This window comes from Veillonella sp. 3891, from assembly GCF_003992315.1.
Taxonomy (GTDB): domain Bacteria; phylum Bacillota; class Negativicutes; order Veillonellales; family Veillonellaceae; genus F0422.
Map to the genome: position 1 here is coordinate 1 of NZ_RQVE01000010.1, position 14,296 is coordinate 14,296.

General features: G+C 38.5%; 15 protein-coding genes. 14 read left to right on the top strand and 1 reads right to left on the bottom strand.

Annotation, left to right across the window (positions count from 1 at the left end):
• Positions 1-240: 240 nt before the first annotated feature.
• Complete coding sequence (gene dinD, locus EO118_RS06070; RefSeq protein WP_127069165.1) at positions 241-1,110, bottom strand: DNA damage-inducible protein D; 870 nt, start codon at positions 1,108-1,110, stop codon at positions 241-243.
• Positions 1,111-1,430: 320 nt separating this feature from the next.
• Here dinD and EO118_RS06075 point away from each other — a divergent pair, with 320 nt between their 5' ends.
• From EO118_RS06075 to scfB, 14 genes are all read left to right on the top strand, one after another.
• A complete protein-coding gene (locus EO118_RS06075) occupies positions 1,431-3,500 on the top strand; it encodes a polyribonucleotide nucleotidyltransferase (RefSeq protein ID WP_127069112.1) in 2,070 nt (689 codons plus the stop codon).
• Positions 3,501-3,512: 12 nt separating this feature from the next.
• Positions 3,513-3,962 carry a deoxyuridine 5'-triphosphate nucleotidohydrolase gene (locus EO118_RS06080; protein WP_009353037.1) on the top strand — a complete coding sequence of 150 codons (450 nt, stop codon included), beginning with the start codon at positions 3,513-3,515 and terminating at the stop codon, positions 3,960-3,962.
• A gap of 193 nt (positions 3,963-4,155) precedes the next feature.
• The gene (locus EO118_RS06085; protein WP_127069113.1) at positions 4,156-5,073 is read left to right on the top strand and encodes a DUF535 family protein; all 918 of its coding nucleotides are present in this window, start codon (positions 4,156-4,158) and stop codon (positions 5,071-5,073) included.
• An 11-nt stretch (positions 5,074-5,084) separates the two neighbouring features.
• Complete coding sequence (gene nrdR / locus EO118_RS06090) at positions 5,085-5,558, top strand: transcriptional regulator NrdR (RefSeq protein WP_127069114.1); 474 nt, start codon at positions 5,085-5,087, stop codon at positions 5,556-5,558.
• On the top strand, positions 5,551-6,123 hold the full coding sequence (gene gmhA / locus EO118_RS06095) for a D-sedoheptulose 7-phosphate isomerase (protein WP_127069115.1): 573 nt from the start codon (positions 5,551-5,553) through the stop codon (positions 6,121-6,123). The genes nrdR and gmhA overlap by 8 nt, the downstream gene beginning before the upstream one ends.
• A complete protein-coding gene (rfaE1, locus tag EO118_RS06100; protein ID WP_127069116.1) occupies positions 6,116-7,600 on the top strand; it encodes a D-glycero-beta-D-manno-heptose-7-phosphate kinase in 1,485 nt (494 codons plus the stop codon). Before gmhA ends, rfaE1 begins: the two co-directional genes overlap by 8 nt.
• Positions 7,597-8,562 (top strand): ADP-glyceromanno-heptose 6-epimerase, encoded by a 966-nt coding sequence (rfaD, locus tag EO118_RS06105; protein WP_062401879.1) that lies wholly within the window; start codon positions 7,597-7,599, stop codon positions 8,560-8,562. Before rfaE1 ends, rfaD begins: the two co-directional genes overlap by 4 nt.
• Positions 8,562-9,095 (top strand): D-glycero-beta-D-manno-heptose 1,7-bisphosphate 7-phosphatase, encoded by a 534-nt coding sequence (gmhB, locus tag EO118_RS06110; RefSeq protein ID WP_127069117.1) that lies wholly within the window; start codon positions 8,562-8,564, stop codon positions 9,093-9,095. The genes rfaD and gmhB overlap by 1 nt, the downstream gene beginning before the upstream one ends.
• A 213-nt stretch (positions 9,096-9,308) precedes the next feature.
• Entirely contained in the window at positions 9,309-9,908 is a 600-nt protein-coding gene (locus tag EO118_RS06115; RefSeq protein ID WP_062401874.1) for an ECF transporter S component, read from the top strand.
• 133 nt (positions 9,909-10,041) lie between these two features.
• The gene (locus EO118_RS06120) at positions 10,042-10,203 is read left to right on the top strand and encodes a hypothetical protein (RefSeq protein ID WP_009353045.1); all 162 of its coding nucleotides are present in this window, start codon (positions 10,042-10,044) and stop codon (positions 10,201-10,203) included.
• 214 nt (positions 10,204-10,417) lie between these two features.
• Positions 10,418-11,017, top strand: coding sequence for an ECF transporter S component (locus EO118_RS06125; protein ID WP_127069118.1), 600 nt, complete (start codon positions 10,418-10,420; stop codon positions 11,015-11,017).
• A 128-nt stretch (positions 11,018-11,145) separates the two neighbouring features.
• Positions 11,146-12,186, top strand: a complete 1,041-nt coding sequence (locus EO118_RS06130) for a metal ABC transporter solute-binding protein, Zn/Mn family (protein WP_127069119.1) — start codon at positions 11,146-11,148, stop codon at positions 12,184-12,186.
• A gap of 78 nt (positions 12,187-12,264) precedes the next feature.
• Entirely contained in the window at positions 12,265-12,408 is a 144-nt protein-coding gene (gene scfA / locus EO118_RS06135) for a six-cysteine ranthipeptide SCIFF (RefSeq protein WP_009353042.1), read from the top strand.
• A gap of 469 nt (positions 12,409-12,877) precedes the next feature.
• The gene (scfB, locus tag EO118_RS06140; RefSeq protein WP_127069120.1) at positions 12,878-14,272 is read left to right on the top strand and encodes a thioether cross-link-forming SCIFF peptide maturase; all 1,395 of its coding nucleotides are present in this window, start codon (positions 12,878-12,880) and stop codon (positions 14,270-14,272) included.
• Positions 14,273-14,296: the final 24 nt, after the last annotated feature.

Consider the following 14,296-nt stretch of genomic DNA (forward strand, 5'->3'; position numbering starts at 1 on the left):
TTTAGATGTCTTTGCAAACACTATTTTATCAGAAAGCTATGAATCTTTTTTAGTTGCACTTAGATCATAAATTCAAGGCATAAAAAATATACCTTGGGGGTAGCTTTTGCTGTCCCTCCAAGGTATATTATAGAACCATAAAAAATAGAGAAAAATTGATTAAATTACATCAACTTTTCTCTGTTTTTATATTTCAATATGTAAAAGGGTATGTGGATCCCTTTTTTATTATAGTATAGTCTATTTGGATAGACCCTTACTATTAGAATTTAAATTTTTATGAATAGTTCTTTCAACCTTTTTTACATCTTTTTCAGGCGGCAACTCTTCAGGTTTAATGCCTCGATTTACTAGCATTTTACGAATGGTTGAGTTATTTTGGATGTGCTCATCTGTAATAGGAGATTCTCCGTACATATCATTTTGTTCTACATTATGATTCGTCATTTCTGTAGCTAAATTCTTTGCTGCAATAGTTACTGTTGGGAGGAAATCAGCTAATGGACGATTTCCCTTTACACCGAGTTTAGTTTTCATAACTTGTGTAGAGTGTCCACCAAATAATGCAGTATCACCTTTTGAACGTATTCGCGCAAAACCATTGCTGTCAACACCGCGTTCATAGATATTTTGAGATAGTCTTTTTTCTGATTCTTTTAGCTGAGCCCTAGCCTCTACACGCTTGACATCTTTCTTGTATTTTTCATAACATTCTATATCTTCACGTTCATTAGTTTTTACTACGAAGTATGTTTGAGCGAGTGCTATAACTTCCTTTCGTGGATCTCCATTCATTGCGATTAAATAACAAGCGTATTTAGTTAACTTTACATCTTGTACATATCGTTCAGTGGAGCTCCCGATTAGAACCATTTTGTTGACGTCAACAAAATGCAAGGAAACCGCATTATTACTGGATTTACAAGCAATTTTTGCTTTCTCAATTACTTTTGAAAAGTTTCTCCATTCTGAGTACTCGAGAATTTCTTGCAAATCTCGGGCATACCAAAATGCATTTCCTGATTCATCTATCTGTTTAATAGATTCAAAAGGAGATATATAAGTATTACCTACACCACCATGAACTTTCTCAGAAAAAAAGAAAAACATTTTAAGCTCACCTCCTAGTATAATTTTTAGGTATAAAGTACTATTAAAGCACTGCAAGACATTTACAAAATCTACTGCCATATATGAATTTAAGCTTTTAAGTGTATAATACAATAAAATTGCACAAAAGGAAAGACGTCGAAAAATATTTTGTTTGTAAATACTTTACAATAGGGTAATCCCAATTAGTGTAAAATATTTGACTACTATAGATCGTATCTGACTCAGTATCACTACTTAAATTGTATTTCCCCCTCTTCTCGTGTATAATAACAACTATAAAGATTTTTAAGGATAAAGAATTAAACAGGAGGCATGGAATGAATCGATTCCAAATGGAACTTGCTGGTCGCACGTTATCGATTGAAACTGGCGAATTAGCAAAACAAGCAAGTGGTTCTGCATTAGTACAATATGGTGATACGGTTGTATTGGTTACAGCAACGGCATCTAAAGAGGCAAAAGACATTGACTTCTTCCCATTGACAGTGGATTATGAAGAAAAAATGTATGCTGTTGGTAGATTCCCAGGTGGTTTTATTAAACGTGAAGCGCGTCCACCAGAATCTGCTATTTTGAATAGCCGTTTGATTGACCGTCCAATCCGTCCTTTATTCGATAAAGGTAGCCGTAATGAAGTACATGTAGTAGCTACTGTATTATCTGTTGATCATGACCATGCACCTGAAATCTGTGCATTGATTGGTGCTTCTGCGGCATTATCCATTTCCGATATTCCTTGGGCAGGTCCTATCGCCGGCGTGCGCATGGGTCTTGTAGAGGGCAACATTGTAGTAAACCCAACAAAAGAACAATTAGAAGCAACTACATTAAATATGGTAGTTGCTGGTACGAAAGACGCTATCTTGATGGTAGAAGGGGAAGCGAATGAAATCCCTGAAGATATCATCTTAGAAGTGATCATGACAGCTCATGAAGAAATCAAAAAAATCGTAGCTTTCCAAGAAACTATGGTAGCTGAAATTGGTCATGCTAAACGAGCGTTCCCAATTAAAGAAGTAGACCCAGTGGTAGCAGAAGCAGTTCGTGCTTACGCACATGCAAAATTAGATGCAGCTGTACGCTGTGCAGATAAAGTGCAACGTGAAGAGCAACAACAAGCTGTATTTGAAGAAGTGTTGGCTCATTTCGTAGAACAATTCCCAGAACAAGCTAGCGATATCTACGCTACATTAGAAAAAATGGTGAAAGAAATTGTACGCCACATGATTACGGTAGAAAAAATCCGTCCAGATGGTCGTCAATTAGACGAAGTGCGCCCTATTTCTTGTCGCGTAAGTGCATTGCCACGTACGCATGGTTCTGGCCTGTTTACACGTGGTCAAACACAAGTATTAAATATTTGTACTTTGGCTCCATTGTCTGAAAAACAAACCATCGATGGCATTGGTTTAGATACAGAAAAACGATACATTCACCATTACAATTTCCCATCTTTCTCCGTAGGGGAAACTCGTTCTTCTCGTGGTCCTGGACGTCGTGAAATTGGTCATGGTGCGTTGGCTGAAAGAGCTTTATTAGCAGTACTTCCAACAGAAGCAGAATTCCCATATGCGATGCGTTTAGTATCTGAAGTATTAGAATCCAATGGTTCTAGTTCCATGGCCAGCGTATGTGGTTCCACATTATCCTTGATGGATGCAGGGGTACCAATTAAAGCTCCAGTAGCAGGTGTGGCAATGGGTCTTGTAACACAAGATGAACATTACACAATCTTAACAGATATCCAAGGTATGGAAGATGCTTTAGGCGACATGGACTTTAAAGTAGCTGGCACGACAAAAGGTGTAACAGCTATCCAAATGGATATTAAAATTTCCGGTTTATCTCGTGAAATCTTAGAAGAAGCATTAGCACAAGCTCACAAAGGTCGTATGCACATCATGGGTAAAATGATGGAAGCTATCCAAGCACCACGTGAAGAAATGTCTAAATGGGCTCCTCGCATCGTAACGATGAAAATTGATCCAGATAAAATTCGTGACGTTATCGGTACAGGCGGCAAAGTTATCCGTGGCATCATTGAAGAAACTGGCGCTAAAATCGATATCGAAGATGATGGCACTATCTCCATTGCTGCAGTAGAAGGGGAAGCAGCTGAAAAAGCAATCCAAATCATTACGAACTTGACAAAAGAAGTGGAAGCAGGCGAAGTGTACATGGGTAAAGTCACTCGTTTGATGAACTTCGGTGCTTTCGTAGAAGTATTGCCAGGTAAAGAAGGTTTGGTTCATATTTCTCAATTAGCAAAAGAACGTGTGGAAAAAGTAGAAGATGTAGTGAATGTAGGCGATGAAATTATGGTCAAAGTTATCGAAATTGATGACAAAGGTCGTATCAATTTATCCCGAAAAGAGCTATTGAAATAATCGAGGTGCACTATGGATATTCGTGGATTTGAAGTAGTGTCTGCCTTTGAAGGGCAAGGCATCAATTTGCCGAAGCGTAAGACTTCTGAAAGTGCAGGCTATGACATTGAATGTGCAGAATCTGTTGTGGTAGGACCTAAGGAAACGGTATTAATTCCGACAGGACTGAAAGCGTTCATGCATTATGATGAATATTTGGCGATCCACGTTCGCTCGAGCATGGCCATTAAACGAGGTTTGATGCTCACAAATAGTACAGGGATTATCGACTCTGATTACTATAACAATGAAGATAACGAAGGTCATATTATGATTGCTGTGTACAACATCACAGACGCTCCTGTTGCCTTGGAAAAAGGGGAACGAGTAGCGCAAGGTATCTTCTCGAAATACTTGCTGACCAATGATGACGATGCGCGTGGTATTCGTACGGGTGGTATCGGTAGTACAGGAAGTAAATAACAACATATACTAGGGAATGTAGTGACATTTCTTTCACTAGAGAGTTTTAAGCGGTAGTCTTAGGACTCTCTAGTTTTTATGAAACTATACTTTCATAGAAAATGCAATGACCTATGAGGGGTACACATTGAATTTCATTGTTAAAATGGAGTATAATATAGCTTGATATAGTCTATCCTAAGGAGGATGAACCGTGTTTACATATGCAAAACAACAATGGGAATTAGGTAAAAGAATCTATGGATACCATAGCTGGCGTGAAAAACGACGTATCTTTTTGTTCACCGCCCGTTCCTATAAAAATAAATCTCAGCTGAAACAGTTAGAAGCATATTTTGCAAACTATCGTAGCTATTCTAATTTGCTACAAGATCAAGAAGGGATTTGGGAGATTATTAATCGCGTATTCTTGTATAAAGAATCGACAGCCCAAGAACGCTTGACGTGTATTACTCAACATTTTGATGCATTACCAAAATATTTCACGGACGGTGCAATTCGTGCTTTGTACAGTCCCTCTGAAAGTGGTATTCGTTTATGGCATTCTGAAGAATTAGCTTTAGAGTCTATTCTACAATATATGCCTGGGCAACGAAAAGAAGGATTACTTAGTTTGATCTTAACCTACGAAGGGGATGGAATCTATCATATTAACTTCCGATTAGGTGTGGATCCATCGGGACAACCATGTATTTGGGTTGGTACTATTCAGGGATATAAAGAGGGTTTAGATAAGGCGAAAAAGCTAACGAAAAAAATGCATGGCTACCGTCCTAAAAACTTTATGTTCTTTTTATTACGCCAATTAGCCACTTGCTTAGGTATTGAGACCTTGTATGCAGTGTCCGACGAAGGGTTCTATACAAATACACATTTAATTCGTTTCAATCGTCATAAGTTAGTGAAATTTGATGACTTTTGGGAAGAATTAGGTGGTCATGTATGGGAGAAAGATTCTAGGTTCTTTGTGATTCCTTTAGCAGAGGAACGTAAAACTTACGAAACGGCGAAAACACATAAACGAAATATGTATCGCAAACGCTATGAAATGTTAGATACTTTTATAGAAGAAATTCAACAGCAAGGAAAGACCTTCTTGCACAACCAATAGGAGGATACGGTATGAAATGTCCTTATTGTCATCATGATGAAATCAAAGTGACAGATTCACGGTCTACAGACGATAATAATATTCGTCGTCGTCGAGAATGTATGAGCTGTGGCAAGCGGTTCACGACCTATGAAGTCATTGAAGATTTACCGATTATGGTGATCAAACGAGATCAGAAAAAAGAATTATTTGATCGATCTAAATTGATGAATGGCTTGTGGAGATCTTGTAGTAAACGAGGGATTTCTACGGATCAATTAGAATCGATTGTGAATGAAACAGAAAAACAAATTCGTATGGAAGTAGAGCAAGAAGTGACTACGGAACGAATTGGTGAAATTGTATTATCCTTGTTGAAAGATGTAGACCAAGTTGCGTATGTGCGATTTGCCTCCGTATATCGACAATTTAACAATGTAGAAAGTTTCTTGCAAGAATTACACGAATTATTGGACAATTATGGAAAGGATACAACACATGAGTGAATTACATCCAATTGTTAGTGCCCGTTTTTCAGATCATGTAGACACATTGAGTGCTACGTATGAAGTGATGGGTGTTATTGAAGCTATGGCGGAGCGTTGTAAAGTAGCGCTAGCAGCAGGCAATAAAATTTTATTTTGTGGTAATGGTGGATCTGCTGCAGATTCTCAGCATTTAGCAGCAGAATTAGTAGGACGGTTCCAAAAAGAACGCCGTTCTTTGGCTTCTATTGCATTGACTACAGATACGTCTATTTTGACAGCCGTAGGCAATGATTATGGCTATGATGAAGTATTTGCACGCCAAGTAGATGGCCTAGGCCGTTCCGGAGATATTTTGATTGGTATTTCTACATCTGGGAATAGTAAAAATGTAGTGAAAGCCGTAGAGTCTGCCCGTAATATCGGTATGCATACCTTTGCCTTTACTGGTGAAGGAGGTGGAAAGATGGCAGAATTATGTGATTTAACGTTTGCAGTGCCATCAAAAGTGACAGCCCGCATTCAAGAAATGCATATTTTAGCGGGTCATATTTTATGTGAACTGGTGGAAGAAGACTATGCCTAATCGTACATTACAATCCTTTTTACTTCGTGATTTGCCACAGTTACAAGTAGGGGTTATTGGAGATTGCATGTTAGATCGCTATATTTTTGGTGATGTAAGTCGTATCTCTCCAGAATCTCCGGTACCTGTGAACTTAGTACAACGTGAAACGGAAGTTTTGGGCGGTGCCGCTAATGTGGCGAATAATTTAGCGCAATTAGATTGCCAAGTGCATATGGCATCACGGATTGGTGATGATGTACATGGCAAAATTGTACGTCAATTATTAGAAGAGAATGGCATACAAAGTACAGGCGTTTTTACAGAAGAGTCTATTCCGACTACAACGAAAACACGTATTTTAGGTGGGCAACAGCAAATGATTCGCTTAGATTATGAAGTGAATCAGCCCTTGTCCAGTGATAGTGAAACAGAGATACTTACTTGGCTAGATGAGTTGTTACGCAAAGGTTTACAAGGTCTTGTGATTTCTGATTATGGGAAAGGTATTTGCCAACCATCCTTGCTAAGCCAAGTATTCAGTAAAACTCGAGCTGCTGGCATTATGACTATTGTGGATCCGAAAGGTTCTGATTGGTCAAAATATAATGGTGCCACTTGCATTACTCCGAATGTGAAGGAACTTAGTGAAGCCGTAGGCTATGAAGTACCGAATACAGATGAAGAAGTTGTGAAAGCAGCGCACCATATTTTACATAAGATGGAACTAGATTTTATCATTGTTACTCGTTCGGCTAAAGGGATTACCTTAGTTCGTAAAGATGGTAATGTATGGCACAATGCAGAGACAAAACAGCAAGATGTATTCGATGTGAGTGGTGCTGGTGATACGGTTGTAGCTATGATGCTTACTACATTAATTGCGGGCTTATCTATCCGAGCCGCTTTAGTAGCTGCCAATGCAGCAGCGGGTGTAGTGGTGTCTAAAGTTGGTACTTATCCGATCCATCGTCAAGAATTATTAGATTTATTGTCTTCTATGAAAGCTAAAAAAGAAGATAAAGAAAGTGTCTATTCTGTAGAAGCATTAGCCCAAAAGATCCGGTTTTGGCAAGATCGGGGCGAAGTGGTTATCTTTACAAATGGATGCTTTGATATTTTACATCGGGGTCATTTGACTTATTTAAAAGAAGCAGCTAGACTGGGTGATCATTTGGTGGTGGCCCTTAATTCAGATAGTTCTGTACGCCGTTTAAAAGGGGATAGTCGTCCTATCAACCATGAACTAGATAGAGCCTTGTTGATGAGCTCTTTAGGTTATGTCGATGGTGTGGTTCTCTTTGAAGAAGATACACCAGCAGAGGTGCTTTCACAGTTGCGACCAAATATATTGGTCAAAGGTGGAGATTACAAGCCAGAAGAAGTAATTGGCAAAGAGTTTGTAGAAAAAGTGCAAATTTTGCCGTTCCAAGATGGATATTCCACAACAGGAATCATTGAACGTATTCAAGGATTAATAGAGGAAGGAAAACTATGATTATTGTTACTGGTGGTGCTGGCTTTATCGGCTCCAATATTGTAAAACAGTTGAATAATAAAGGTCGCAATGATATTTTGATTGTTGATGATTTAACGGATGGTCGTAAAATCCGCAACATTGAAATGTTGGATTTTGCAGATTATATCGATTATGAAGATTTTGATACTGCGGTAGAACAAAATACCTTTGATTGTGGACCTATCGAAGTGGTATTCCACGAAGGTGCTTGTGCAGACACTATGAATTATGATGGTAGATATATGATGAAAAATAACTATGAAGGATCTAAAAATCTCTTTCATTATTGCCAAGAACGTCGAGTTCCTTTCATCTATGCATCTTCTGCATCCACCTATGGACATGGGACTAATGGATTCCGCGAAGACCCATCTTGCGAACAAGCTTTAAATCCATATGCGTATTCTAAACTACTATTTGACCGCTATGTAGCAAAATTTAGAAACCAATTACAATCTCAATGTGTGGGCTTACGCTATTTCAATGTCTTTGGACCGAATGAAACACATAAAGATAAGATGGCATCTTTGGTGCGTCAAATGTATTATAAATTGATGGAAACTGGTGAAATTACACTCTTTAAAGGCATCGATGGATATGGTGACGGTGAGCAAACCCGTGATTTTATCTATGTAAACGATGTGGTAAATGTGAATTTCTATTTCTGGGAACACCCTGAAATTAGTGGTGTATTCAACTGTGGTACAGGTCATGCACATACATTTAATGAGTTTATGAAAGCTGTTATTTCCTTCGCTGGAAAAGGCGAGATTCGTTATATCGATTTCCCAGAAGTATTAAAGGGTAAATACCAAAGCTATACGCAAGCAGATACAACAAAATTGTTAGCTGCTGGCTATGACAAAGGATTTACACCATTAGAACAAGCAGTCCATGAGTATTGTGCGTTATTACGTGATAATGAAGGGTATGTAAAATAATGGAAACTAGAAATGTATTATTTTTAGATCGTGATGGGGTTATTAACGTGGATGTAGGATATTTGAGTAATCCTGCACAATTAGAATTTATTCCTGGTGCTATTGAAGCTATGAAAGAAGCCCAAACACGTGGGTATGATATTATTGTAGTGACAAACCAAAGTGGTGTCGCTCGTGGATACTACACAGAAGACGATGTGCATACGTTACATGAAGAAATGTCTCGACGATTAGAGGCAGAAGGTGTGAAAGTATTGGCGTATTATTACTGCCCACACCATCCAGAAGGAACGGTGGCAGAGTACAAGAAAGACTGCGATTGTCGTAAACCAAATCCAGGGATGTTAACGAAAGCAATTCAGGAATGGAATGTAGATGTGGATGGCAGTTTCTTAGTGGGTGATAAACCGTCTGATGCGCAGGCTGCGGAGTCCATTGGCATGCGTGCCTACCCATTTGAAGAAGAAAACTTAATGACATTCTTAGAACCTATTTTTGCTTGGGAAGAAGGCAGAAAGCTATTGGGGCTGTAATGGTAGAACGAACACTTGTATGAGGCACCTCATAAGGTGTTCGTTTTCTTGTAGTGTAAGAAAAGTTACATTTTATGATTGACGGAATAGCTGATTTGTACTACTCTATACGAGGAACTAACTGTATAGTCTGTATCAAGAAGAACAGAACTGAGTTCCATTTTTTAGTATTGGTTCGACTTATATCCTAAGGGAATAAGAACGGAGGAAAACATGGAAAAAGAAACAGCGTTGCAAACACAACCATCGCAAAAATTTACGGTACGTCAATTAACGATTATTGGCTTATTGGCAGGGATTACGATTGTACTTGGCATGACAGGATGGGGCTTTGTGCCAATCCCACCAATTAGTGGGACCATCTTGCATATTCCAACCCTTTTAGGTGGTATCGTAGAAGGTCCTAAAGTGGGGATGTCAGTAGGGTTCTTATTTGGTGCTTACAGTATGGTACGAGCGTATATGTCACCGAATGTTTTATCTTTCGTGTTTATGAATCCAATCATTTCTATATTACCAAGAATGTTGATTGGTTTAGTAGCAGCGTTGGTATATATGTACTTGCCAGTTAAGGTAAGAGCTATCCGTATTGGTGTAGCCGCTTTCTTAGGAAAAGTCACAAGTACTATTCTTGTATTGACTGGTATTTATACAATCTATGGTGTAGAATTTGCAAAGGCAACACACATTTCACAAGAAGCTGTATTTGATGTGGTGATGGGTATTGCATGGTCTCATGGTATTCCAGAAGCACTATTAGGAGTAGCCGTTGTAACACCTGTGGCACTAGCTGTCATCAAAAAATTTAAATGATAATGAAATTGAGTGTATAGACTGCTCATGCATTCAAGTACGGATTTTTTAAATCGGATATAATCAAGAAGTGAATTAGCAAAGACTGATCACTTCTTGTTTTTTTATGTGTTAGGAGGAGTATACTCATGAATTGGAAAAACGATTAATCTACTTTGTGGGTGATAAACCTTCTGATGTACAGGCTGCTGAAGCGATTGGAATGCGTGCCTATCCATTTGAAGAAGAAAATTTAATGACATTCCTAACACCTATCTTCGCTTGGGAAGAAGGCAGAAAATTGTTAGGGCTGTAATGGTAGAACGAACACTTGTATGAGGCACCTCATAAGGTGTTCGTTTTCTTGTAGTGTAAGAAAAGTTACATTTTTTGATTGACAGAAGCGCTGTTTTGTACTACTCTATACGAGGAACTAACTGTATAGTCTGTATCAAGAAGAGCAGAACTGAGTTCCATTTTTTTATTATTGGTTCGACTTATATCCTAAGGGAATAAGAACGGAGGAAAACATGGAAAAAGAAACAGCGCTGCAAACACAGCCATCTCAAAAATTTACGGTGCGTCAATTAACGATCATTGGTTTATTGGCAGGGATTACCATTGTACTTGGCATGACAGGATGGGGCTTTGTGCCAATTCCGCCAATCAGTGCCACAATTTTGCATATCCCAACTATCTTAGGTGGTGTTGTGGAAGGCCCTAAAGTTGGTATGTCCGTAGGGTTCCTATTCGGTGCGTATAGTATGGTACAAGCTTACATGGCGCCTAATATTTTATCTTTTGCATTTATGAATCCTATCATTTCTGTATTGCCAAGAATGTTGATCGGTTTAGTAGCAGCGTTGGTATATATGTACTTGCCAATCAAGGTGAAAGCCATTCGTATCGGTTTAGCAGCTTTCCTAGGAACAGCGACAAATACAATCCTTGTGATGACTGGTATCTACACAATTTATGGAGTAGAATTTGCTAAGGCAACACACATTTCACCAGAAGCTGTATTTAATGTGGTCATGGGTATTGCATGGTCTCATGGTATTCCAGAAGCCCTATTAGCAGTAGCTGTAGTAACACCAGTGGCAGTGGCAGTGATTAAGAAATTTAAATGATAATGAAATTGAGTGTATAGACTGCTCATGCATTCAAGCACGGATTTTTTAAATCGGATATAATCAAGAAGTGAATTAGCAAAATCTAATCACTTCTTGTTTTTTTATGTGTTAGGAGGAGTATACTCATGAATTGGAAAAAACGATTAACCTATTTTGTACTAGGAGCTACTATGGTGGCGACTGCAGTAGGTATTGCTGGATGTGGTAGCGATACAAAACAAGCAGCACCAGCTGAAAAAATGAAAGTCGTTACTACCGTATTCCCTGTATATGATGTAGCGAAACAAGTTGGGGGCGATAAAGTTGATGTGTCTTTATTAGTGCCTCCAGGAGCAGAACCGCATGATTGGGATCCAACTGCAAAAGATTTAAAAGAAATTGGTACTGCAAAAGTATTCCTATATAGTGGTGCGGGCCTGGAACCAACAGAAAAGATCTTAGCAAAAGATGTATTACAACAAGCACAACCAGTAGAATTAGCTAAATCGTTAACATTGTTGCCAGCTCCAGATGAAGATGAAGACGAACATGATCATGACCACGATAAAGATCACGATCATGACAAAGATCATAAAGAAGACAAACATGACCATGATAAAGCTCAAAAAGAAGACAAACATGAGCACGAACATGAACATGGCGAGTTTGATCCACATGTATGGTTAGACCCAATGAATGTTGCTAAAGAAGTAGATGCTGTTGTAGAAGCCTTCTCCAAAGCAGACCCTACGAATGCAAAATACTATGAAGCAAATGGCAAAGCATACAAAGAAAAATTACAAGCTTTACATGCTAAATATGAAGAATTTGGTAAAACACAACACGATAAACACTTAGTAGTTAGCCATATGGCATTTGGTTACTTAGCAAAAGCATACGGCTTTGAACAATTAGGTATCATGGGTGTATCTCCAGATGCAGAACCAACACCAGAACGTATGGCGGATATTGTGGCTTTCATCAAAGAACATAATGTAAAAGCTATCTTCAGTGAAGAATTGGTAAGCCCTAAATTGGCGAATGCCATCGCTGCTGAAACTGGAGTAAAAGTGTATGTATTGAACCCAGCTGAAGGTTTAACAGAAGAACAAACACAAAAAAATGTGACATACCTTGACATCATGGAAGAAAACCTTAAAACATTGAAAGAAGCGTTAGCTCACTAATTCCTGTTCCTTGCGCTTGCTTGAATCGGTATTAGATGATAATATATAAGAGTAAGTTTGTGCTTAGGAGGAATGAAGATGTCTAAACGTATTCGTACAATTAACACTGAATCCCTACAAAAAACTGCTAAAACAGGCGGCTGTGGCGAATGTCAAACATCTTGCCAATCTGCTTGCAAAACTAGCTGTACAGTAGGCAACCAAGTGTGCAAACAAAAATAATCATTGGATTAGCAACAAGCTGTTCACCATTCGGTGGACAGCTTGTTTGCTTTATATTGTATCTAGGATTATACTAAAGTGTTACAAGAAAACCAAATCCGTAACAGGAGGAGGTGACAGTATGTATAACCCTTTAAAATCTTTTATAGTAGCAGTCATGGCAAGTGTAGCTAGCTACTACATTTGCAAATGGATTGATATGTTACTTTGCTTGTAACAATCCTAGATTTTGTATGAATCTATAAAACATACAAAAATCCCCTTAGATGTACCAGATCTAGGGGGATTCTGTATGCTAACCCTTTATATCTTTAGCTTGTCTAAATTATAACATATGTACTTCAAAAGTACAATTTTTTGCATACTATAATTTTAGAAAAAGTATACCCTATATTGATAGGTTTCTATACGTTGCGACTATAAAGTGATATAATACAAGTTAGACTTTAGTAAGTTAATGGAGGTATGAATGTTAGAATTACAACCGATGATTCATAAATTTAAAATGAAAGATAAGTTCTTTCTACTAGACGTGAATAGTGGCATTATCCATGTTATCGATGAGCTTATCGATCGCGTATTAGATATCTATAATGGTACAAACCGTGAGGCTGTACACAGTGCGCTAGATGCGACAGAGGATGCAGCAGAATTAGACGAAATTATGGATGAGTTAGATGAACTCATCAAAGAGGAAATGCTCTTTGCTCCTATGTCTGCAGAGTTCAAACTTGTAGTGGATGAAAAGCCAATCGTCAAAGCTCTTTGCTTAAACATTGCTCATGATTGTAACTTAGCTTGCAAATATTGTTTTGCCAGCCAAGGTGATTACGGCGGAGTGAAGCGAGAATTAATGAGTTTTGACGTGGCGAAACGTGCCGTAGATTTCTTGATTTCCATGAGTGGCCCACGCCAACATTGCGAAATTGACTTCTTCGGTGGCGAGCCTTTGTTGAACTGGGATGTAGTGAAACAGACCGTAGAATATATTGAATCGATTCAAGATAAATATGGAAAGATTTTTAAATTAACCTTAACGACGAATGGTGTGTTACTGACACAAGATAAAATCGATTATGTGAATGAGCATAATATGAGTTTAGTTCTTTCTTTAGATGGTCGAGAAGATGTACACAATAGCATGCGTCCAAGTGCAGGTGGTAGAGATACGTACCAAACGGTAGCGAAAAACTTAGTCAATGCAGTCAAACAGCGTGATGGTCGTGAATACTATGTACGTGGTACTTACACGCATAATAATTTAGACTTCTGCAAAGACGTAGAAGCTATGTCCGACTTAGGCTTTGAGCATTTGTCTATGGAACCAGTGGTTGGGGAAGACGGCGCTTATGTATTGCGTCCAGAAGATATGCCAATCATTGAAAAAGAATATGAAAAATTGGCAGACTTATATTTAGAACGTCAATTAGCTGGTTGGGGTGAGAAGTTTAATTTCTTCCACTTCCGTATGGATTTATATCGTGGACCATGTATGGCAAAACGTTTACGTGGTTGCGGAGCGGGTCATGAGTATATGGCGGTTGTACCAAATGGGGATATTTATCCATGTCACCAATATGTAGGTAAAGATGGGTATGTAATAGGTACTGTTTTCGATGGTTTGAAAAACTACGATATACCAACGCAGTTTAGAAACACTCACGTATTTACGAAAGAAACATGTGCTAATTGCTGGGCAAAATTCTTCTGCTCTGGCGGTTGCCATGCGAATAATGAAACATTAGGTGGAGACCTTAGCACACCATACGAAATGGGATGTAAATTACAGAAAAAACGGATTGAATGTGCTATTATGATCCAAGCTGAACTTGATGCAGCGGGGATCCGACAAGAAAATCACTAAAATTATATAACAGAAGGGAGGCGG